Raw genomic sequence first — 19,329 nt, 5'->3', positions numbered from 1 at the left:
AACTCGAATGCGAAGATCATCACTGAACGCTCGTGACATTCATACCTCCTGATTCGAAGGCAGGGAATCACGGCAAACAAAGCATGTCAGCAAAATTCCGATTCCGCGTTCAATGGACGTGCTCTAGTGTGCTCGTTGCGACTCGTGGTTCCCGCGTTTATGGAAGAGGCATCTTTCCAACGGGGTGATCCGATGTTCCAGGCGAGAGCTTTCGCTCCTTATGAAAACCTAGCCATTCAGCTCGGGCCGCATTCGTCGGAGAGCGACGACGGCTCGCATGACATCGCGCATATCTTGCGTGTCTTCAAGAACGCGATGCGAATCCAGGCACTTGAGGGTGGTGATGCAAGGATCCTGGCTGCTGCCGTCCTGCTGCACGACTGCGTTGCCGTGGAGAAGAACTCCCCCATGCGGTCGCAAGCGTCAGCGCTGGCGGCAGAGAAGGCATCGGCCATACTCGCCGAGCTTGGCTGGGATCATGAGGATATCGCAGCGGTCGCACATGCCATTATCGCGCATAGCTTCTCCGCAAACATCACGCCGGAGAGCCTGGAAGCCAAGATATTGCAGGATGCCGACCGGTTGGATGCAATAGGCATGGTCGGCGCGGGCCGGTGCTTCTATATCGGCGGTCGAATGTCTTCAGCGCTCTATGATCCGTTCGATCCGGCCGGCAGCGACCGCGAGCTTGACGACAAGCGATATGTGATCGACCACTTCCAGACCAAGCTTTTCAAACTTGCTGATGGCTTTCAGACAAAAGCCGGGCGCGCGCTTGCGGCGACACGCGACCAACGACTACGCGAATTCCTCGCGGCGTTCATGGACGAAATCTAGGAGCACTTAATGCGCATTACCGACCTTTTCATCTATCCGCTCAAGAGCGCTCGGGGTATCGCGCTGCAATCGTCGGAGATCGACGCATTTGGGTTGCTCGGCGACCGGCGGGCGATGATCACAGATCGCGACGGACACTTCATCACGCAGCGCGAATTGCCCGACCTCGCTCGTATCGCCGTGCAAGTCGGATCGTCGGCCTTCCATTTCACCATGGGCGATTGGCAAATGACGGCACACATTCCAGCGGCTACAACCCGGATGGACGTCTCGATCTGGAAATCCCTCGTCAATGCCGCGGTCGCTGACGATACGACCAACGATGCGCTCTCAACTTGGCTAGGGCGCGACTTAAAGCTGGTTTTGTTCGATCAGCAGGCAGAGCGCTCCGCCAGCACGGAATGGGCCGGCGAAGGCGCGCCCGTTACATTTACCGACGGTTATCAAATACTGGTCACGACGACGGGCTCGTTACAAGCATTGAACGCCGATCTCGAGGCGCACGGCGAAGGTCGCGTTGGCATGGAGCGGTTCAGGCCGAACATCGTCGTCGACACCGAGGAAAGCTGGGCGGAGGACCGCTGGGCCGCCATCGAGATCGGCGGAATTCGTTTCGATCTCGTCAAGCCCTGCTCACGCTGCATCATGACGACGCAGGACCAATCAAGCGGATCCCGGGACGTTCCCAATCCGATGCCGGCCATGGGGCGCATTCGGATGTCTGCGGACCGGCGGGTACCCGGTCCGCTCTTCGGCTGGAATGTCACCCCTCGCGGGACCGGTCGGATTGCTGTCGGGGATCCGGTCAAGGTCATCGAGGAGAGGCCCGAAGGCTGGGCTTTCAAGATCCGAAACGACGCCTAGGCGGGGAGCGTAAGCGCCTCATCGATCTCACCCATCACCGTCGGCGATAGCGGGCCCTTGGCCATCGCGCCGGCGTTTTCTTCAACCTGGGCAACGGTGCGGAAACCCGGGATCGGCAGGGTTCGAGGAGCGCGCGCCCAGAGCCATGCCAGGGCACCTTGCGTGAGAGTTCGACCGTCAGACTTCAGCAGCTCGCGAACCGCCTCCAATCGCGCCGCAAATTCGGGTGCGATCCGGCCGTCCTTGAAATAGACCATCCAGTCGAGGCTCGCACCGCGAACATCCTTGTCACCGACTTTGGTGTCGGCACGGAACTTTCCGCTGAGCAATCCCATCGCGAGCGGCCCACGGTTGATCGAGATCAGTCCATGCCGTTCGATCACCGAGATCATGTCCGGCACAGGCTCGAAGACATTCATCGTGTGCTGGACGGAAACGAAACCGGCGCGGTCGGCATGTCGCGCCGCACGATCGGGATAATCCGTGCTCCACCCGAAGGCGTCGACCTTGCCCTCGCTGCGCAAATTCTCCAGGATTTCGAAGACCTCGTCCGACTGCGCGAGCGGAAAGTCGTTCAAATGGAATTGGAGCAGATCTAGGCGATCCCGCTTCAGCCTACGTAGCGACGTCTCAGCCGAGCGGCGAATAAAGGCCGGATCAGCGAAGGCGCCGGTTGCCTGTTTTGTCTCGGGATCGGTGGCAAAGCCGAACTTGGTCGCGACGACAATTTCGCTCCGGTTGCCGATCGCGCGGCCGAGCACTTCCTCTGAATGTCCGGCCCCATAATTCGAGGCCGTATCAAAGAAACAGATACCGAGTTCGATTGCACGATGAATAGCTGCGATGGACTCGTCGTCATCGACCTCGCCCCACCCGAGCGGTGTATCGCCGGCATAGAAGGGGCCACCGATTGCCCAGCAGCCCATGCCCAACCGGGGTATTTCATAATCATTCCAAAGCTTTATCGTCGTCATCACATCAGGCTTCGTCAGCATCGTCTACTCCTCCGATCGCTGGGGCTGCATGCGATCGAAATAGGCAGACGAGCGAGGCGCGTAAAGCGCCTGCGCTGCATGATATTTTTCACCAATGATAAACGGTCGGTCAGACCGACAGCTCGTCCTGCGCGGCCGCTGCCTTCAGTGCTTTCAGCGCCGCCTGAACAAAGCCCTCGCGCGCGGCCGCTGCTTCCACTCCACGCGGCTCATAGACATGGCGATGAAGGAAGAATGCTGTCAGTCGGAACGCGGCATTGAGGCTTTCGATATCCGCTGCGCGGTTTGCCTCACTGTTCAGAAATGGTGGTAGGAGCAGCATCTTGTCCGCCCAGGGAGCACCTGCAGTCCGGCTGACGGCCCTCCCCGACTTTGGTGACACATAAGCAAGATCGGAACGAACGCCCGTCGCCACACACTCGGTCAAATCGAGGCCAAAACCGAGGTCGTTCAGAACCGCGAGCTCGAAGCGGACAAAAAGCTCGCCCGCATCCGCCGGGTTGTGGAGATTGTCTAGAATGACCTCAAGCGCCTCGAAGAGATGCGGATGCGGATCGCGTTCTGGCAGCAACCGCAGCAACGCACCCATGGCCTGTACGCCATAGACGGCAGTCGCGGTTTCCATCAGGCGAGCGGCGCGTAGCGTCAGTGGCTCGATACGAAATTCGCCAAGATGCTCGTCGAGACGCGCTCGCCATGTGACCTCGACCTCATTGCCGGGCTGAAGGACAGGCTGCATGGTTCGGGACCGGCCGGAGCGGACCATGCCGAGATGGCGGCCACGCTCCTGCGTCATCACCTCGGCGATGACGCTGGTCTCGCCATGGCGCTTGACGCCCAAGATGATTGCCCGGTCGTGCCACTGCATCGGAAGCGAACTCTTTACTCTACGATTCGATCCTACCGCAACGCCGACGCTCTGTCATGAAAAGGCGTTCAGGCGCGCGCCGGGAATAGCTTCTCTAGGAAGTCGCGCATTGCCGATTCGCCAAACGGTTTGACGAGCAGTGGCACATTCTGAAGGTCTTCGGGAAAGTCCCTGGTGTCGGAATAGCCGCTGACAAACCCGAATGGCATGCGGATGCTCGCCAAATGACGGGCGAAATCGAAGCTCATGACTTCGCCGAGATTGACGTCCAGCAGGGCGAAATCGAAGATTTCGCTCTTGGTCGCCTCCATCGCCTGCTCGAGGCTACTGGCGATGCCGATCGTTTCCACGCCCACCTGGCGAAGAATATCCTCGGCCTCCATCGCGATGATCAAACTGTCCTCAAGGACCAGAACACGGTTTGCCTTCATACCCAACACGCCCCTCGCTGAGTGTCAACCAAGACGCTCGGCTCCTGTATTTCCCGGATTTCCACCTCTGACGCCCCATGCCTCATTGGCCGACGGCTTTTTAGCGCTCAGCTTGCATAGCCGCTTTTTCGTTTCGGGTCGATAAAAAGCACAGCAGGAAAAAGATAGCAGGATGACCTTAGGGCCACGTCGCCTCGGATGCATTTAAATAAGACATGGCGCTCGCGCGTCTCATATGAACGGACGGACCTTCTCTCCGAGGCCCTCCCAGCCGGCAGCGGCCTTGAGGCCGTCGCCATCAAGCACCTCGCAGGTCCGCTCTTGCCAGCGGAGGAGATTGCGGTTCGCAAGCTTTTTCAATGTTTTGTTGGTGTGCACGATCGAAAGCCCCAATGTGTCTGCAACGTGTTGCTGCGTGATCGGGATAGATGCATGGCTAGTGAAGAGTTTGAGTTGCCGACCACGTTCGAACAGAAAGGCGATGAGATACGCGGCACGCTCGAGCGCGGTCCGGCGGCCAATGCTCAACAGGTGTTCGTCAAGGATGCGCTCCTCCTGGGCAGCAATCCAGGTTATGTCGAAGGCTAAGGACGAATGCTTGTTGTAAAGGGTCATGAGCTTATTGCGCTCGAAGACGCAAAGCGACACAGGCGACAACGCTTCGACGGAATGCTGCATTTCCCCCATGATCGTTCCCTGCAGACCGATCAGATCGCCCGGCATCACGTAGTTCAGAATTTGCCGGCGGCCGTCCTCCAATGTCTTGTAGCGAAAGCCCCAGCCGGAGAGGACGGTGAACAAGTGCGCACTGTGTGCGCCCTCGACGAGGATCGTGGCGCCTGCGTCCGCGGCCAGTTCGCCACTTTTGAACTTCGCAACGAACTCAAGTTCATCGCCGCTGAACTCTCTGAACGCGGCGATGGCACGCAACGGACAGCGCTCGCATGGCGTTTTGAACGAGTGAGTGGGTCGCGGGGTCGCCATACAAGCCCTTGTGCTCAAAGAAAGCGCGCCGCCGGAATTGGCCCGCGCTTCCCGTAAGAACTCCCGAACCCCGTGCGTTGTTCCCGCGCGGTGGCTATTTTTTGCTATAGAAACAATGCTGTAGCCGCCTTCGGCTTTACTTTGGGAAATCCAGCCCCATTTCGCGGAAGCGCTCGGGGTCATCGCCCCAGTTTTCGCGAACCTTCACGAACAGGAAAAGATGGACGGGCTGTTCAAGGATTTCGACAAGCTCCCGTCGGGACGCCGAGGAAATCGCCTTGATCGTTTCGCCACCCTTGCCGAGCGCGATCTTCTTCTGGCTGTCGCGCTCGACGTAGATCACCTGCTCGATCCGGACCGAGCCGTCCTTGCGTTCTTCCCACTTCTCCGTCTCGACATGCGACGAATAGGGAAGCTCTTGATGCAGGCGCAGAAACAGCTTCTCGCGGGTAATCTCCGCCGCAAGCTGGCGCATCGGAAGATCAGAAATCTGGTCTTCGGGATAGTACCAGGGTCCCTCGGGCAGCGTCTTTGCCAGAAAATCCATGACGTCCCCACAGCCGGAACCATTCTCGGCCGAGATCATGAAGGTATGCGTGAAGGCAATCTTCTCGTTGGCAGCCGCAGCGAGTGCCAGGAGGTCTTCGCGCTTGACCCGGTCGATCTTATTCAAGACGAGAATCTTTGGCTGATGCACCTCCTTGAGACCCTCAAGAATAGCTTCCGCATCCCCCCGAAGGCCGCGTTCACTGTCGATCAGCAACATGATCAGGTCCGCATCCTTTGCGCCGCCCCAGGCGGATGTGACCATTGCGCGGTCGAGCCGCCGACGCGGCTTGAAGATCCCAGGTGTATCCATGAACACAACCTGCGCATTGTTATGGATCGCAATGCCGCGCACGATGGCGCGCGTTGTCTGCACCTTGTGGCTGACAATCGAGACCTTGGCGCCGACCAGGCGATTGACCAGCGTCGACTTTCCCGCGTTGGTCGGCCCGATCAGCGCGACGAAGCCCGATCGAGTCGCACCCGCAGTTTCAGCGGCGTCATCCGCCATATCGTGTTCTTCCGTCATTTATCCCGTCAGTTTCCGGCAGACGATTTCTGCCAAATGCCTTCGCGTTCCAGCATCCGAGTGGCTGCGACCTGCTCTGCAGCCCGCTTTGAGCGTTCAATGCCCGTTTCAGGCTTAACACCGGCGACCTCAACCGTTACCGTGAAGCGCGGATCATGATCCGGTCCAGTGCGTTCTTCAACCCGATAGATCGGCGTGATGCCGAATTTGGCGTGCGACCATTCCTGCAACTCGGTCTTCGCGTCCCGCCGCGCCCCGTCGGCGCGTGCTGCCCGCTTCTCCCAGAATTTCAGAATGAAACGTCGAGCAACCTCAAGGCCTCCATCGAGGTAGATCGCAGCGATAAGGCTTTCGACCACGTCGGCTCGCACGTTCATCATGCGCTTGCCAGTCAGCTTCTTGACGTCGGCACCCGTGCGAATGAAGAGATGCAAACCGAGTTCATCGGCGACTTCCGCGCAAGTATCGGCACTAACAAGCTGGTTGAGCCGCACCGAAAGTTCACCCTCGGTCGCCGCGCCGAACGTGCGGAAGAGCAGTTCGGCGACGCAGAGGCCAAGTACCCTGTCGCCAAGAAATTCCAGCCGCTCGTAGTTGCCGCCTTTTTGCGTGCGAGCACTCGCATGCGTCAAGGCCCGGTCCAGCCGCTCTTTCTCGGCGAACGCATGACCGATCAGGGCTTCAAGCCGTGTCCGATCCGCCGCCGAGAGCGTCTGCGCCTTGCTCATTCAACGCCCTTGAAAAGACGATCCCAACGCATGTTCGTCGGCCACTTCCAGACCTCGCGGAACGAGGTGTCGTTGCCGAGCGAGAAGAAGATAACGCTGGCGCGACCGACCAGGTTCTCAGCCGGCACGAATCCGACATCGAAGCGGCTGTCGAGCGAATTGTCGCGATTATCGCCCATCATGAAGTAGTGACCTTCGGGAACGATGAATTCGCGGGTGTTGTCGCCACGCGAAACCGGGGACTGATCCAGCGTATCGTAGCTGACACCGTTATCCAGCGTCTCGCGGAACACTGGTACGTCCTGGCCCGGGTCCTGCGCGTAGTCGGAATTGAACGTGCCATCCGGCACCTTCGGAACCGGCTTGCCGTTCACATAAAGAACGCCTTCCTTGACCTGAATGTGATCGCCGGGAAGCCCGACCAGACGCTTGATGTAGTCAACGTCCGGGTTCGGCGGGAACCGGAAAACAACAATGTCGCCGCGCTTCGGCTCGCTCGCAAAGATGCGACCGCTGAAAAGGTTCGGCGAGAAAGGCAGCGAATATTTGGAATAGCCGTAGGCGAACTTGTTGACGAATATGTAGTCGCCAACAAGAAGTGTCGGCATCATGGAGCCGGACGGAATGGTGAACGGCTGAAAAAACACCGTTCGGATAACCATCGCCAAGATCAGCGCCTGGGCGATGACCTTGATGTTTTCCCAGAGGGCGTTCGGCTTGGTTTCGACTTTTTCGGACACGCAGTCTTATTCCTTCAATGCACCCCAAGGGCGCAACTCTTGTTTGCTTCTCTCTAGCGGCTTCGGCCGATTGCGGCAATGGCGCCAACATTAAAAGCGACTCTACGTCGCTGATCGGGCATTTTCCGGCAGCGCTTCAATAATGACGAAAGCCTGCGCCAAGGGATAATCATCCGTTATCGTCAAATGAATGGCAGCCTTGTGGCCAGCTGGCAGCAGCCACTGCAGCATCTCGGCCGCCCCGCCTGTCAGCTTCATCGTCGGCTTGCCACTCGGCAGGTTCACGACGCCCAGATCTTTCCAGAACACCCCTTGCGCCATGCCTGTTCCAAGAGCCTTGGAACAGGCTTCCTTGGCGGCAAAGCGCTTGGCATAGGACGCGGCGCGATTGGCACGCCGATCGGATTTTGCCCGCTCGATCTCGGTGAAGCAGCGATTGGTAAAACGCTCGCCGAAGCGTTCGAGGGATTTTTCCACCCGCCTGATATCGATGAGATCGCTGCCGATGCCGATAATCATACGGTTTCCTGCGCTGGATGTGACAGCCGCACTCGGGCACGCGCCATCAGGCGTTCGCGGCGGCGCGCCTGGAAACCTCTCACCGTGTAGAAGGTCGCGAAATAGACAATGACGGAGGTCAAAAGTGCGGGTGGGATGGAGCCGACAAGCATCGGCTCAAGCACGGGTCGCCAGAGCTCGCTGAAATGCAGCTCATGAAACAGAGCGCCAAGATCGATCGATTGCCCCTGCATCGTATCCTGACGCGCAAGAAGCAGGTGGCCGATCTCCCAAGTCGCGCCCCAGATGAACGGATAGGTCAACGGATTACCGAAAGCCGCGCAGCCAAGCGCGGCGGCGACCATATTGCCAGAGAAGAGATAGCTGAGCACGAAGGCCATGATGAAATGAACGCCGATAAAAGGCGTCCACGACACGAAAATCCCGGCGGCAACACCCATGGCGACGGCATGCGGAGACGCCGTCAGGCGTAGAACACGCATCGTGAGGTAGCGGAGCGGCCGCAAGAATCCCTTGCGAGGCCACAACAACTCACGCAGCTTTTCACGAAATCCAGCAGGTTTTCGACGTCGGAACAACATGCCGCGTATGTAGTGCAACCCGCACTAGCGTGACAAGAGCGTCAAACCATCTCAGTCATTATTTGATCACTGCAGACTGAGCATTCACCAGGGGCCGCGATATGCAATACGCCCCTCTCATCCTTCAAGTATAGTCCCGATGTTAACGGGCGCGGAAAAGGCCGCGATCAACCTGACGCTGACGATATTCAAGATCGATACGGTCAAACGAGCCGTTCAGGTAAGCGATTTCGCGTTCTTCGGCAGTCGGAGCGCGCAGTGCGCGAGCGATCTTCTTGATAGGTGTAAACATTTCTTTACCTCATCTTCTGTTCATTTCCTGATGACTGGAAGATAGGCGCTCACAGCAACAATTACCAACGCTCTAAGGTAGGCGCAGCCATGCGCCGTGCGCATATCTAGCCTCATATCAGTGCGATTTAGGTCTCGAAGCGATCACAAAATGTGCAGATAGCCCGCCGATCGGCTTCGCCGGCTTACTCGTAAAGCCGGCGAACCGTCGCAACGCACTCCAGATCCTTCAGCTGGGCAAGCAGCTGATTCAGCTGCCGGAGATCCCAAACCTCGACATCGAGCGTCATTTCGGTGAAGTCGGTTGCAACGCGCACCGTGTTGAACACGCGAATATTGACGTCAACGCCGGCAACAGTCTGGGCGAGCTTCGCCAATGTACCTGGCTCGTTCAAAGCATTGACCATGATCCGCGCCAGGAAGCGCGACTTGTTGGCCTCATCGAGATCCCAGCGAACATCGATCCAGCGGTCAGGCTGATCATCGAAACGCTGCAGCGTCGGCGACTGGATCGGATAGATCGTAATCGCGTTACCCTTCTCCGTAGAGTTCATTATCCCGACGATACGGTCGCCCGGTACGGCGCCTGTCGGCGCAAACTGCACATCGACATTGCTCGAAATGCCACGGATCGGCATCGTATCCATGTCGAGATCGGTCTTGAGGTCTGTGCCATCAATGCCCGACTTCGGCTTACCGGGAATCTTGAAGATCATGCCGGACGCACTGCGAACGTTAAACCAACCATCGTCGCCGCTGGGCTTGGCCGTCACGCGTTCTTCCAGATGATCCGGATAGACGGCGCGCAATACGTCGAGCGACGACATTTCACCACGACCGACAGCAGCGATGGCATCTTCGACATCCTTCTGGCCAAGGCGATGGAGCGCGGGCTTCATGGCTTCGCGTGAGAAAATCTTGCCGGCTCGCTCGAAGGTGCGCTCCAGAATGCGATGACCGAGGCCAGCATACTGCTTCCGGATCGCCAATCGCGTGGCGCGTCGGATCGCTGCCCTCGCCTTGCCTGTCACGACGATCTCTTCCCAGGCTGCGGGTGGCACCTGCACGCCCGAGCGAATGATCTCCACCTCGTCGCCATTTGCCAGGCGGGTCACGAGAGGCATGATACGGCCGTTGATCTTGGCACCGACGGTCGTGTCGCCGATGTTGGTGTGAACGGCATAGGCGAAGTCGATCGGCGTTGCGCCACGCGGAAGCGCAATCAGTTTGCCCTTCGGCGTGAAGCAGAAGACCTGGTCCTGGAAGAGCTCAAGCTTCGTGTGCTCAAGGAATTCCTCGGGACTATCCCCTTCTGCAAGCGCCTCAATCGTGTGCCTCAGCCAGGAATAGGCATTGGATTCACGCGAAAGGATATCGTTGTCTGACGTCGAAGCGCCATCCTTGTAGAGCGTGTGCGCGGCGATACCGAATTCCGCGATCTCGTGCATGCGCTTGGTGCGGATCTGCAGCTCGATACGCTGGCGGGAGGGGCCGACGATCGTGGTGTGCAGCGAACGGTAGTCGTTCTGCTTCGGCGTCGAGATATAGTCCTTGAAGCGTCCGGGGACCACGCGCCAGCGGGTGTGGACGATACCAAGCGCCCAATAACAGGCCGGAATATCATCGACGAGAATGCGGAAGCCGTAGACGTCCGAAAGCTGCTCGAACGACAGCGACTTCGACTGCATCTTGCGGAACACGGAATAGGGCTTCTTCTGGCGCCCCTTGACGATGGCGCCGGTCAGCCCGTTCGCAACGAGCAGATCGCCCAACTCAGTCTCGATCTTCTTGACGAGCCCTTCGTTGCGCTTCGACAGTTCCTCGAGCCGCCCGGTTACCGTTTCGTAGGCTTCGGGATTGATGTGGCGGAACGAGAGGTCTTCCAGCTCCTCGCGCATATCCTGCATACCCATGCGGCCAGCCAGCGGCGCATAGATATCCATGGTCTCCTCGGAAATACGCGCCCGCTTTTCCGGCGACATGTGATCCAGCGTGCGCATGTTGTGCAGGCGGTCAGCGAGCTTGACCAGCAGCACGCGCACATCGTCGGAAATGGCGAGCAGCAGCTTGCGCAGGTTTTCGGCCTGTTTGGCTTTCTTGGTGACGAGGTCGAGCTTCTTGATCTTAGTCAGCCCTTCGACCAGCCGACCGATATCCTCGCCGAAGAGCTCATCGATTTCGGCGCGGGTGGCAGTCGTATCCTCAATGGTATCGTGAAGCAGCGCGACCGCGATCGTCGACTCGTCGAGATGCATGTCGGTGAGGATGGCGGCGACTTCCAACGGATGCGAGATGTAGGGATCGCCGCTGGCACGCTTCTGTTGTCCATGCTTTTGCATTGCATAGACGTAGGCTTTGTTCAGCAGGGCTTCGTTGGCGTCGGGCTTATATTTCTGAACCCGCTCCACGAGCTCGTACTGCCGCATCATCCCGAAACCACTCCATTACAAACGAAAAGCGCGCCAATCACGGATTGGCGCACATGATATGCGATAATATGCCGAAGCTATAATGGTGCAAGGTTGACGATTAGTAATCGTCGCTCTTTTCCGGCGGTACGAGGCCTTCGATCCCGGCCAGAAGCTCTTCTTCCGACATCTGGTCGAAGGTGATCGTTTCCGGCAGATCGTCCTGCTCTTCGCTGTCGGCTGCAGCGACGCCGCCGGCTGCGATGAGGCTCGCCGCATCGGGCTCGGGCTCGTCGACTTCGACGTGCTTCTGCAGCGAGTGGATCAGGTCTTCCTTTAGATCGTCCGGAGACAGCATCTCATCGGCAATCTCGCGAAGCGCCACAACCGGGTTCTTATCGTTGTCACGATCGATGGTGATCGACGCGCCCTGGGAAATCAGCCGAGCACGGTGGCTGGCAAGCAGAACCAGCTCGAAGCGGTTCTCAACTTTATCAATGCAGTCTTCTACGGTGACACGGGCCATTGCCTGTCCTTTGCGGTCGTGATCTCGGGATTAACACGCCCGATACAATTAAAACCGGACAAATTCAAGTTTTCATTGCGCGAAGCCCCAACGGGCAACGCGGTGAATTTTGAAACCGAAAACGGGTTTCCACCAAAAGTTGCTTGGAATATCCCGAATCGTGCCCTAAATCTCTCTTATATGAATAGTTCATAAAGTAAGAATTGTTCCAAGCGGCCGCATAACCCATTGTTTCCTTGGATTTTGACGGAAGCACCAAGATTGCTCACATTGGATTGGTACGCGATGTTTGATCCACGCGAAAAAATTGCTCTTTTTATCGATGGCGCCAATCTCTACGCTGCGTCCAAAAGCCTTGGTTTCGATATCGACTACCGCAAGCTGTTGAAGGCATTCCAGAAACGCGGCTATCTCTTGCGCGCCTACTACTACACGGCGCTGATCGAGGATCAGGAGTACTCCTCCATTCGCCCCCTGATCGATTGGCTGGACTACAACGGCTACAAGGTCGTCACAAAGCCGGCGAAGGAATTCACGGATTCGATGGGCCGCCGAAAGATCAAGGGCAACATGGACATCGAGCTTGCGATCGATGCCATGGAGCAATCGGAAACCGTCGATCATCTCGTCATCTTCTCCGGCGACGGAGATTTCACGACACTCGTCGAGGCACTGCAGCGCAAGGGCCGAAAGGTTTCGGTCATCTCAACGATGGCAACACAACCGCCGATGATTGCCGACGACCTGCGTCGCCAGGCCGATCATTTCATAGACCTTCTCTCCTTGAAGAGCGAGATCGGGCGCGATCCCTCAGAGCGGCCACCGCGGCCGACCGAAACCGCGACGCCAACCGATCTGGACGCTTAAGCGAAATAATCCAGCACCGTCATATACGGGTGGAAATACCGGTCCGGACTCTAGCTATAGCTAGCCATTATCCTTGAGAAGACGGCTCTTCTGCCTGTTCCAATCGCGTTCCTTCTCGGACTCGCGCTTGTCGTGCAGCTTCTTACCCTTGGCGAGTGCCAACTCCATCTTTGCGCGGCCGCGATCGTTGAAATAGATCTTCAACGGGACCAAAGTCATGCCTTCGCGATTGATCCCCGCCCTCAGGCGATTGATCTCGCGGCCGGAAAGGAGGAGCTTCCGGCGCCGGCGCGGCTCGTGGTTGAAGCGGTTTGCCTGCAGATATTCGGGCAAGTAGGAATTGATAAGCCAGATCTCGCCGTCCTCATCCGAGGCATAGGATTCCGCGATATTGGCCTTCCCCTCGCGCAGCGACTTGACCTCGGTGCCCTTGAGCACGAGGCCGGCTTCGTAAGTATCGATGATTTCATAGTTGAAGCGCGCCTTGCGGTTCTCCGCAACGATCTTCTTGACGACGCGCTCGCTGCCTTTGGGGGCCATGACACATTCCAAATGCTTGAGGGCGCGACTGTCGCGCCCTTATCTCTTACCCTGTAATGTAAGGGAACATCGGCCGCCTGTGAAGGCAGGTCGAGCGGCTTGCCTTAGTTCAGCAAGCCGGCATGGCGCATGGCGGCATCGATCGCCGCTTCCGTGGCAGGCTCCAGCGTCGATACGAGCGGCGAACGGACATTGCGGCTCATCCGCCCCAGCTTTGCCAAGCCGTACTTTGCTCCGCAAAGGCCGGGCTCCAGGAAGATTGCCTTGTGTAGCGGCATCAGGCGATCCTGATATTCCAGCGCCTTCGCGTAGTCACCGGCAAGCGACGCTGCCTGGAACTCCGCGCAAAGGCGCGGCGCCACATTGGCCGTCACCGAGATGCAGCCGACGCCGCCATGGGCATTGAAGCCGAGCGCGGTCGCATCCTCGCCGGACAACTGCTTGAACTCCTTGCCGCAGGTCAGACGCTGCTCGGACACGCGTTCGATCTTGCCGGTCGCATCCTTGACGCCAACGATGTTGGAGTGTGCCTTGGCAAGCACGCCCATCGTCTCGGGTGTCATATCGATCACCGAGCGGCCGGGGATATTGTAAATATAAATCGGCAGCTTCACAGCCTCGGCGATCGCCGAAAAATGCGCGATCAAACCCTTCTGGGTCGGCTTGTTATAGTAGGGCGTGACAACGAGGACCGCATCCGCCCCTGCCTTCTCGGCATGCTGAGCAAGCTCGATTGCTTCGCGCGTATTGTTCGAACCGGCGCCGGCCATAACCGGGACCCGCTTGGCTGCCGCTTCGATGCAGAGCTCCACCACCCGCTTGTGCTCGGCATGTGACAACGTCGGAGATTCGCCGGTCGTGCCGACCGGAACGAGACCGCTACTGCCTTCCTTGATCTGCCAGTCGACATGGCTCGCGAACGAAGCTTCATCCACTTGTCCGGCATCAGTAAAGGGAGTGACGAGAGCGGGAATGGATCCCTGGAACATGCAAAACTCCTCATGGCCAAATTCACGCTTCGGCCGCATTCCTTGAATATTGGTGGGGCACCATAGTGCGGTGAAATCGCCGCGACAAGCGCGCATGGATCGGTTTAGGGCAAATTCCGATAGCAAATTTGAACGAAGTTTACTGGCGTTAGTAAGCTTTCGTTAAGATGGCTCCCGCCAAATGGTTGGGCGTGTTTTCGTTGTGAGTGTCCCATGAAGAGAGCAGTCCTGATCGTGTCGGCCCTCGGCTTTACCGCCGCCGCGTGGAGCAGCGTCGCGTCGTCGCTTCCCAATGAGAACGCCCCTGTTCCCGACGTAAAGCCGATCGGTTTCGTCCCGCAAACGTCGGTGCCGGAATCGATCGTCACCGGTTCGATTCCGCGCAGCCAGGCCATCACACCCGTCAACAGCGATTTGAAGTCAGGGCTTGATGCGCTTTCGGACAATGATCCACTGCAGGCGCTTTCCATTCGCGACCGCATGGGGCGCGGGACGCTTGACCGCCATATTCTGACCTGGGCGATAGCGGTCTCCGGACAGAAGGGCATTCCCTCCACGGAGATCGCAGCAGCGTCCCAGGAATTGCAGGGATGGCCGGGGCTCGCGAAATTGCGTGCCTATTCCGAACGCGCCCTCTACGACGAAAACCCTGGTCCAAGCTCCGTCCTGACCGCCTTCGGACAGACCGCGCCCGAGACGACGTCCGGCGCGATGATCCTGTCGCGCGCACTCGTTGCAACAGGCAAGCAGAGCCAGGCCGCTAAGTACATTCGCAAGGTCTGGCGCGGTGAGACGCTGGACAAGCCGACCGAAGATAAGATCCTGGCGGAGTTTTCCGGCTTGCTGACGCCGGCCGATCATAAGGCGCGAATGGATTACCTGATGTATCGCAATCGCGCGGCGCAGGCCAAGCGCTTTGGCGACATGGGTCAGGCTCAATCGCTCTACAAGGCCTGGGCGGCCGTCATAGGCAAGGCGGCCAACGCTGGCGCGCTTCTTGCCGCGGTCGACGGCCAATGGAAAGGTGATGCCGGTTACCTCTTCGCACGGATCGAATACCTGCGAAAACAGGACAAGTATGCGGAAGCCACCAAGCTGCTGCAAAAGGCGCCTCGCAATCGGGAGGAATTGGTCAATGCCGGCGAGTGGTGGAACGAGCAACGGATCGTCAGTCGCGGCCTCGTCGACCAAGGGGAATTCAAGGCCGCCTATGGGATCGTTGCCAACTATGCCGCAACGACACCGACCGACATCGTCGAGGCCGAGTTCCATGCGGGCTGGTACGCGCTGCGCGGTCTGCAGGATCCCGCTGCGGCGCAGACGCATTTCCGCAAGATTCTCGATTTCTCCAATGGACCGATTTCCGTGTCGCGCGCCTGGTACTGGATGGGGCGGTCCGCCGAGGCCGGCGGACCTGGAAATGCTTCCGAGCTCTACGCCAAGGCCGCGAGCTATCCGACGACCTTCTACGGCCAGCTCGCCAGCGACAAGCTTGGCCGCAAGACATTGAATGTGAGTTACCCGTCGCCGACGACGGCCGACCGCGAGCGCTACCTGTCGCGGGAAGCGGTACAGGCCATTGCCCGTCTCGATGCGGCCGGCCACGGCTGGCGGGCCAAGAGCCTGTATCTCGCCCTCGCCGAGCAACTGCAAAGCCCGGGAGAACTTGCAGTCCTGAGTGCGCAGGCGGAGCGCTCGGGCGACCACCATCTGTCGCTGCAGGTTGGCAAGATCGCTTACTCGCGAGGCGTCGATGTTGCCGCGTTGGCATTCCCGCTTGGCGTGATTCCGACGAATGCCAATATCTCGGGCTCCGGAAAGGCCCTCGCCTACGCGATCGCCCGCCAGGAAAGCGCCTTCGATCCGGCCGCCGTTTCGGCCGCGGATGCCCGCGGGCTGCTGCAAATCTTGCCGGGAACGGCGAAGGCCGTCGCCCAGCGCCACAATATCGCCTATTCCAAGGACCGGCTGACGGCGGACGCCGGCTACAATGCAACCCTTGGGGCGCATTATCTCGGCGAACAGATCGACGCCTTTGGCGGCTCCTACATCATGACCTTCATCGCCTACAATGCAGGTCCCAAGCGCGTGCCCGAATGGATCGGCCGCTATGGCGACCCACGCGGCCAGTCGATCGACACGATCGTCGACTGGATCGAGCGGATCCCCTTCCCCGAAACGCGCAACTATGTACAGCGGGTGATGGAGAACTACGAAGTCTACAAGGCACGTCTCGGCCAGCCGAGCGACATTGTCCGTGACCTGACAGGCGGTCGCCCCTCCTAATCGCGATTTGCGATTACTGCCCGCCTCGCTAATCTGTACCCGCGAAAAGCGGGAGGACGATGAGCGTGGATACGGCAAGAGACGATAGCTTCCGGACAATTGCATACCGGAGCGACGACGGACTGACGCTTTTTGCGCGAGACTACGGCCCCCAGATCACGCACCAATGGCCGATCTTCTGCCTCCCGGGATTGACGCGGAATTCGCGCGACTTTCATCAGCTGGCGCTGCTCATGTCGACCGACCCGGCGACCCCAAGACGCGTCATCGCGCTCGATTATCGGGGACGGGGCTGCTCAGACCGGGATGCCAACAAGGCAAACTACAATCTCGGTGTCGAAACGCGGGATGTCATCTCGGCATGCCAGCATTTCGGCATCGATCGCGGCATCTTCATCGGCACCTCGCGCGGCGGGCTGATTCTTCATCTTCTGGCTGAGATGCGGCCGGACCTGATTGCCGCGACCATCCTCAACGACATCGGGCCGAAGATCGAGGCCAGCGGCCTCAAGCGCATTCGCGACTATCTCGATGCCGGCGCCACACCAAGCGACTGGCCGGAGGCGGTCGCGTTCCTCAAGGCCTGTCATGGCCGGTATTTCCCTGCGCTTGATGAGCATGACTGGCAGGAGATGGCGGCGGCGATCTATCGCGACGTCGATGGCAGGCCGGTGGCCGATTTCGATCCCGCCATCGCCGCTCAGTTGCAGATGATGGATTTCGAGCAGCCGCTACCAGAGCTCTGGCAGTACTACATCCATTTGGCTGGAAAGCCGCTGATGGTGATCAAAGGAGAATACTCGGATCTTCTCTCGGACGACACGCTTGCCGGGATGAAGGCTCGACATCCACGACTCTCCGTACTGGAGGCGCCTGGCCAGGGGCACGCGCCGCTGCTTCATCTGGAACCGATCTTCAGACATATCCGGCGCTTCGTTACAGAGGCATAGTAGCTACGCAGCCGAGGAGCTCACTCCTGCAAGGCTGGTCACAAACGAAAAGAGCCCGGCTCGAAAGCCGGGCTCTCCTGATTGACCGAGGTCAGATCAGATTAGAATGCACGCTGCAGACGGAAGTAACCGGTCGTCTTGTCTTCGACAGCGCCGTCGCCGTCGGAGTACTGAACCGAAGCCTTAGCGTAGAAGTTTTCTACGATCTGGTAGTCAACCGTCAGACCAACCTTCCAAGCGTCGTCGTTGGAGAAGTCGTTGGAGCCTTCGTCTTCCATCACGTTGAAGAAGTACTGAGCACCGGGGGTGATCTTCAGCTTGTCGGTAGCCTGGATGGCGTATTCGGCTGCGATGGTCCATTCGGATTCATCGTAGTAGGAGTTCGTGCCAGATGCCCAGACAGCTGCGAGACCGAGCGTGCCCGGACCGATTGCAACCGTACCCATGGCGCGGATCGCACCTTCTTCGTTGTCGGTGTCATAGCCACCGATAACCTGGTAGGTGAAGGCGCCAGCCTTGCCGCCGAGGCCGAGCGCTACGCCGACGTTGTTCGGCTGTTCGCCGTCCTTGTAAGCGCCGTCTTCCAGCTCGTCAACCGAGAGACCGGCGTAGAAGTCGCCAGACTCATACTGATAACGGATGGAGTTATGCAGCGTCTCGTGGCTTGCGAGAACGTCGGTTTCACCCGAGAGGCCATCGTCCCACCAGCTGTAGAACAGACCAGCGCGGAAGCCGGCGATGTCGATGTAGGCCGAGTCGAGATGCGATTCCTGCGCGGAAGCATCGTCGGCGTTCGTCTGCAGAACGATCACGCCGGTGAGCGGACCATACTCGGTGTCGCTCTTGGCCGTGAACTGAACCTGACCGCGGGTGAATGCATCCCAGTCAGACGTGCCGCCCTGGTTGCCGCTCGCGCCGCTGTTGACCTGATCCGGACCAACGTCAACCTGGAAACGGATGTAACCTTCGATCTTCAGGCAGGTTTCCGTGCCCGGGATGTAGAAGTAGCCGGTGCCGTAAGCGTCGCAGACGCGGACGTATTCAACCGGTTCCGGCTCAGCAGCAACGATAGCGTCAGCAGCCTGAGCACCGGAAACTACTGCGAGAGCAGCAGCGGAGCCGAGAAGAAGGCTCTTGATGTTCATATTGACCTCCAATTCAAAGTTTCGATCGGGTCTGGGTTTTTCGCCGTTAGAGCAGCGTTCCCTGCCCCATCCCCATGTTTCAAGAAGTCGGACGATCAACCGCCCTCGCTTCCGAAGTTGAAAATACAAGACCGGGACTGTCACGCAATCACCAACTTGCCCGTTTGGGGTATTTGCGACAGCCTTCCGCATGCGCTGTTGCCGAAAGGTCACAAATGCGGCACGCGCCCCTGCCGTTTCTTTATACTTTGTTAAGAAACCCCTGATTCTGCGGGAGTTTACCGCCGTCGGGCGACGGCTTGGGGCTGTGGATTGTGCCACATTGGAACCAGTTTCTCGCCGGATTCGCGTCTTTTGTCGGAGATGTGGCGGATAGCTGTAGGAGCCTCCGCCGGGCGGCAGGCGCGATCGCGGCAGAATCAGTTTCGCTGACTGACGATGATTCTCAGTTCGATACTGTTGACGCGAGATTCGGCACGCCGAGCGCGAAGGTGGTAGTCATCGCGCAAAAAGGATAGCACCCTATGGGGCAACCACATCAAGACAGATTGTACTTTGATGCCCGACCTGAGACATAGGTGACGTTGTCTAATCGCCACCTGTCCGTCAAGAGAATTCCTGCCATTGCGCATCCTTGCGGGTTGCGGAATAGCAACCCGATTCAAATTGATTGGCGCCAGCGATCGTGGCCGGCTGGCTGGGCCC

Annotated in this window: 20 protein-coding genes; 5 read left to right on the top strand and 15 right to left on the bottom strand. The window is 58.7% G+C overall.

Translation table 11 applies throughout. The annotated features are described in order from the left end of the window. Positions 1–192 precede the first annotated feature (192 nt). Positions 193–837: an HD domain-containing protein gene (locus ATY80_RS20330; RefSeq protein ID WP_088694145.1), complete on the top strand. Its 645-nt coding sequence runs from the start codon at positions 193–195 to the stop codon at positions 835–837. Between the two features lie 9 nt (positions 838–846). After that, the gene (locus ATY80_RS20325; RefSeq protein WP_088694144.1) at positions 847–1,701 is read left to right on the top strand and encodes an MOSC domain-containing protein; all 855 of its coding nucleotides are present in this window, start codon (positions 847–849) and stop codon (positions 1,699–1,701) included. Here ATY80_RS20325 and ATY80_RS20320 read toward each other — a convergent pair. The 12 genes from ATY80_RS20320 to rpoZ form a co-directional block, all read right to left on the bottom strand. After that, complete coding sequence (locus ATY80_RS20320; RefSeq protein ID WP_088694143.1) at positions 1,698–2,696, bottom strand: aldo/keto reductase; 999 nt, start codon at positions 2,694–2,696, stop codon at positions 1,698–1,700. The genes ATY80_RS20325 and ATY80_RS20320 overlap by 4 nt on opposite strands. A gap of 109 nt (positions 2,697–2,805) precedes the next feature. Continuing rightward, positions 2,806–3,564, bottom strand: coding sequence for a DNA repair protein RecO (gene recO / locus ATY80_RS20315; protein ID WP_088694142.1), 759 nt, complete (start codon positions 3,562–3,564; stop codon positions 2,806–2,808). Positions 3,565–3,632: 68 nt separating this feature from the next. Then, positions 3,633–3,995: a response regulator gene (locus ATY80_RS20310; RefSeq protein WP_088694141.1), complete on the bottom strand. Its 363-nt coding sequence runs from the start codon at positions 3,993–3,995 to the stop codon at positions 3,633–3,635. 231 nt (positions 3,996–4,226) lie between these two features. Beyond that, positions 4,227–4,979 carry a Crp/Fnr family transcriptional regulator gene (locus ATY80_RS20305; protein ID WP_088694140.1) on the bottom strand — a complete coding sequence of 251 codons (753 nt, stop codon included), beginning with the start codon at positions 4,977–4,979 and terminating at the stop codon, positions 4,227–4,229. A gap of 136 nt (positions 4,980–5,115) precedes the next feature. Then, entirely contained in the window at positions 5,116–6,054 is a 939-nt protein-coding gene (era, locus tag ATY80_RS20300) for a GTPase Era (RefSeq protein WP_088694139.1), read from the bottom strand. An 8-nt stretch (positions 6,055–6,062) separates the two neighbouring features. After that, positions 6,063–6,782: a ribonuclease III gene (gene rnc / locus ATY80_RS20295; RefSeq protein ID WP_088694138.1), complete on the bottom strand. Its 720-nt coding sequence runs from the start codon at positions 6,780–6,782 to the stop codon at positions 6,063–6,065. Next, the gene (gene lepB / locus ATY80_RS20290) at positions 6,779–7,522 is read right to left on the bottom strand and encodes a signal peptidase I (protein ID WP_088694137.1); all 744 of its coding nucleotides are present in this window, start codon (positions 7,520–7,522) and stop codon (positions 6,779–6,781) included. Before lepB ends, rnc begins: the two co-directional genes overlap by 4 nt. 102 nt (positions 7,523–7,624) lie before the next feature. After that, positions 7,625–8,041, bottom strand: coding sequence for a holo-ACP synthase (acpS, locus tag ATY80_RS20285; RefSeq protein ID WP_088694136.1), 417 nt, complete (start codon positions 8,039–8,041; stop codon positions 7,625–7,627). After that, on the bottom strand, positions 8,038–8,622 hold the full coding sequence (locus ATY80_RS20280) for a DUF2062 domain-containing protein (RefSeq protein ID WP_088694146.1): 585 nt from the start codon (positions 8,620–8,622) through the stop codon (positions 8,038–8,040). Before ATY80_RS20280 ends, acpS begins: the two co-directional genes overlap by 4 nt. 142 nt (positions 8,623–8,764) lie before the next feature. Beyond that, the gene (locus ATY80_RS20275; protein ID WP_081930954.1) at positions 8,765–8,914 is read right to left on the bottom strand and encodes a DUF3563 family protein; all 150 of its coding nucleotides are present in this window, start codon (positions 8,912–8,914) and stop codon (positions 8,765–8,767) included. A 184-nt stretch (positions 8,915–9,098) separates the two neighbouring features. Beyond that, the gene (locus ATY80_RS20270; protein ID WP_088694135.1) at positions 9,099–11,342 is read right to left on the bottom strand and encodes a bifunctional (p)ppGpp synthetase/guanosine-3',5'-bis(diphosphate) 3'-pyrophosphohydrolase; all 2,244 of its coding nucleotides are present in this window, start codon (positions 11,340–11,342) and stop codon (positions 9,099–9,101) included. A gap of 100 nt (positions 11,343–11,442) precedes the next feature. Next, on the bottom strand, positions 11,443–11,847 hold the full coding sequence (gene rpoZ / locus ATY80_RS20265; protein ID WP_088694134.1) for a DNA-directed RNA polymerase subunit omega: 405 nt from the start codon (positions 11,845–11,847) through the stop codon (positions 11,443–11,445). Positions 11,848–12,132: 285 nt separating this feature from the next. On the opposite strand from rpoZ, the gene ATY80_RS20260 reads away from it, so the two are divergent. Next, positions 12,133–12,714: an NYN domain-containing protein gene (locus tag ATY80_RS20260; protein ID WP_088694133.1), complete on the top strand. Its 582-nt coding sequence runs from the start codon at positions 12,133–12,135 to the stop codon at positions 12,712–12,714. 60 nt (positions 12,715–12,774) lie between these two features. On the opposite strand, the gene smpB is transcribed toward ATY80_RS20260, so the two are convergent. Together smpB and dapA are read right to left on the bottom strand one after the other, a co-directional pair. After that, a complete protein-coding gene (gene smpB, locus ATY80_RS20255) occupies positions 12,775–13,254 on the bottom strand; it encodes an SsrA-binding protein SmpB (RefSeq protein ID WP_088694132.1) in 480 nt (159 codons plus the stop codon). 104 nt (positions 13,255–13,358) lie between these two features. After that, positions 13,359–14,243, bottom strand: coding sequence for a 4-hydroxy-tetrahydrodipicolinate synthase (gene dapA, locus ATY80_RS20250; protein ID WP_088694131.1), 885 nt, complete (start codon positions 14,241–14,243; stop codon positions 13,359–13,361). Between the two features lie 213 nt (positions 14,244–14,456). Here dapA and ATY80_RS20245 point away from each other — a divergent pair, with 213 nt between their 5' ends. Together ATY80_RS20245 and ATY80_RS20240 are read left to right on the top strand one after the other, a co-directional pair. Next, positions 14,457–16,529, top strand: coding sequence for a lytic transglycosylase domain-containing protein (locus ATY80_RS20245; RefSeq protein WP_088694130.1), 2,073 nt, complete (start codon positions 14,457–14,459; stop codon positions 16,527–16,529). A 59-nt stretch (positions 16,530–16,588) separates the two neighbouring features. Then, a complete protein-coding gene (locus ATY80_RS20240; protein WP_088694129.1) occupies positions 16,589–17,479 on the top strand; it encodes an alpha/beta hydrolase in 891 nt (296 codons plus the stop codon). Between the two features lie 101 nt (positions 17,480–17,580). Here the strand turns inward: ATY80_RS20240 and ATY80_RS20235 are convergent, their stop codons facing one another. Beyond that, complete coding sequence (locus tag ATY80_RS20235; protein WP_088694128.1) at positions 17,581–18,624, bottom strand: porin; 1,044 nt, start codon at positions 18,622–18,624, stop codon at positions 17,581–17,583. Between the last annotated feature and the right edge of the window lie 705 nt (positions 18,625–19,329).

The sequence above is a fragment of the Rhizobium sp. R711 genome, assembly GCF_002211365.1.
Classification (GTDB): Bacteria; Pseudomonadota; Alphaproteobacteria; order Rhizobiales; family Rhizobiaceae; genus Rhizobium.
The sequence above is the reverse complement of the archived record's forward strand: the minus strand, read 5'-3'. Positions and strand labels throughout refer to the sequence as shown.

What these genes read in the sequence shown, in the direction of transcription:
- ATY80_RS20330 (WP_088694145.1), top strand. Translation starts at nt 193, where the DNA reads ATGTTCCAGGCGAGAGCTTTCGCTCCTTATGAAAACCTAGCCATTCAG.
- ATY80_RS20325 (WP_088694144.1), top strand. Translation starts at nt 847, where the DNA reads ATGCGCATTACCGACCTTTTCATCTATCCGCTCAAGAGCGCTCGGGGT.
- ATY80_RS20320 (WP_088694143.1), bottom strand. Translation starts at nt 2,696, where the DNA reads ATGCTGACGAAGCCTGATGTGATGACGACGATAAAGCTTTGGAATGAT.
- recO (WP_088694142.1), bottom strand. Translation starts at nt 3,564, where the DNA reads ATGCAGTGGCACGACCGGGCAATCATCTTGGGCGTCAAGCGCCATGGC.
- ATY80_RS20310 (WP_088694141.1), bottom strand. Translation starts at nt 3,995, where the DNA reads ATGAAGGCAAACCGTGTTCTGGTCCTTGAGGACAGTTTGATCATCGCG.
- ATY80_RS20305 (WP_088694140.1), bottom strand. Translation starts at nt 4,979, where the DNA reads ATGGCGACCCCGCGACCCACTCACTCGTTCAAAACGCCATGCGAGCGC.
- era (WP_088694139.1), bottom strand. Translation starts at nt 6,054, where the DNA reads ATGACGGAAGAACACGATATGGCGGATGACGCCGCTGAAACTGCGGGT.
- rnc (WP_088694138.1), bottom strand. Translation starts at nt 6,782, where the DNA reads ATGAGCAAGGCGCAGACGCTCTCGGCGGCGGATCGGACACGGCTTGAA.
- acpS (WP_088694136.1), bottom strand. Translation starts at nt 8,041, where the DNA reads ATGATTATCGGCATCGGCAGCGATCTCATCGATATCAGGCGGGTGGAA.
- ATY80_RS20280 (WP_088694146.1), bottom strand. Translation starts at nt 8,622, where the DNA reads ATGTTGTTCCGACGTCGAAAACCTGCTGGATTTCGTGAAAAGCTGCGT.
- ATY80_RS20275 (WP_081930954.1), bottom strand. Translation starts at nt 8,914, where the DNA reads ATGTTTACACCTATCAAGAAGATCGCTCGCGCACTGCGCGCTCCGACT.
- ATY80_RS20270 (WP_088694135.1), bottom strand. Translation starts at nt 11,342, where the DNA reads ATGATGCGGCAGTACGAGCTCGTGGAGCGGGTTCAGAAATATAAGCCC.
- rpoZ (WP_088694134.1), bottom strand. Translation starts at nt 11,847, where the DNA reads ATGGCCCGTGTCACCGTAGAAGACTGCATTGATAAAGTTGAGAACCGC.
- ATY80_RS20260 (WP_088694133.1), top strand. Translation starts at nt 12,133, where the DNA reads ATGTTTGATCCACGCGAAAAAATTGCTCTTTTTATCGATGGCGCCAAT.
- smpB (WP_088694132.1), bottom strand. Translation starts at nt 13,254, where the DNA reads ATGGCCCCCAAAGGCAGCGAGCGCGTCGTCAAGAAGATCGTTGCGGAG.
- dapA (WP_088694131.1), bottom strand. Translation starts at nt 14,243, where the DNA reads ATGTTCCAGGGATCCATTCCCGCTCTCGTCACTCCCTTTACTGATGCC.
- ATY80_RS20245 (WP_088694130.1), top strand. Translation starts at nt 14,457, where the DNA reads ATGAAGAGAGCAGTCCTGATCGTGTCGGCCCTCGGCTTTACCGCCGCC.
- ATY80_RS20240 (WP_088694129.1), top strand. Translation starts at nt 16,589, where the DNA reads ATGAGCGTGGATACGGCAAGAGACGATAGCTTCCGGACAATTGCATAC.
- ATY80_RS20235 (WP_088694128.1), bottom strand. Translation starts at nt 18,624, where the DNA reads ATGAACATCAAGAGCCTTCTTCTCGGCTCCGCTGCTGCTCTCGCAGTA.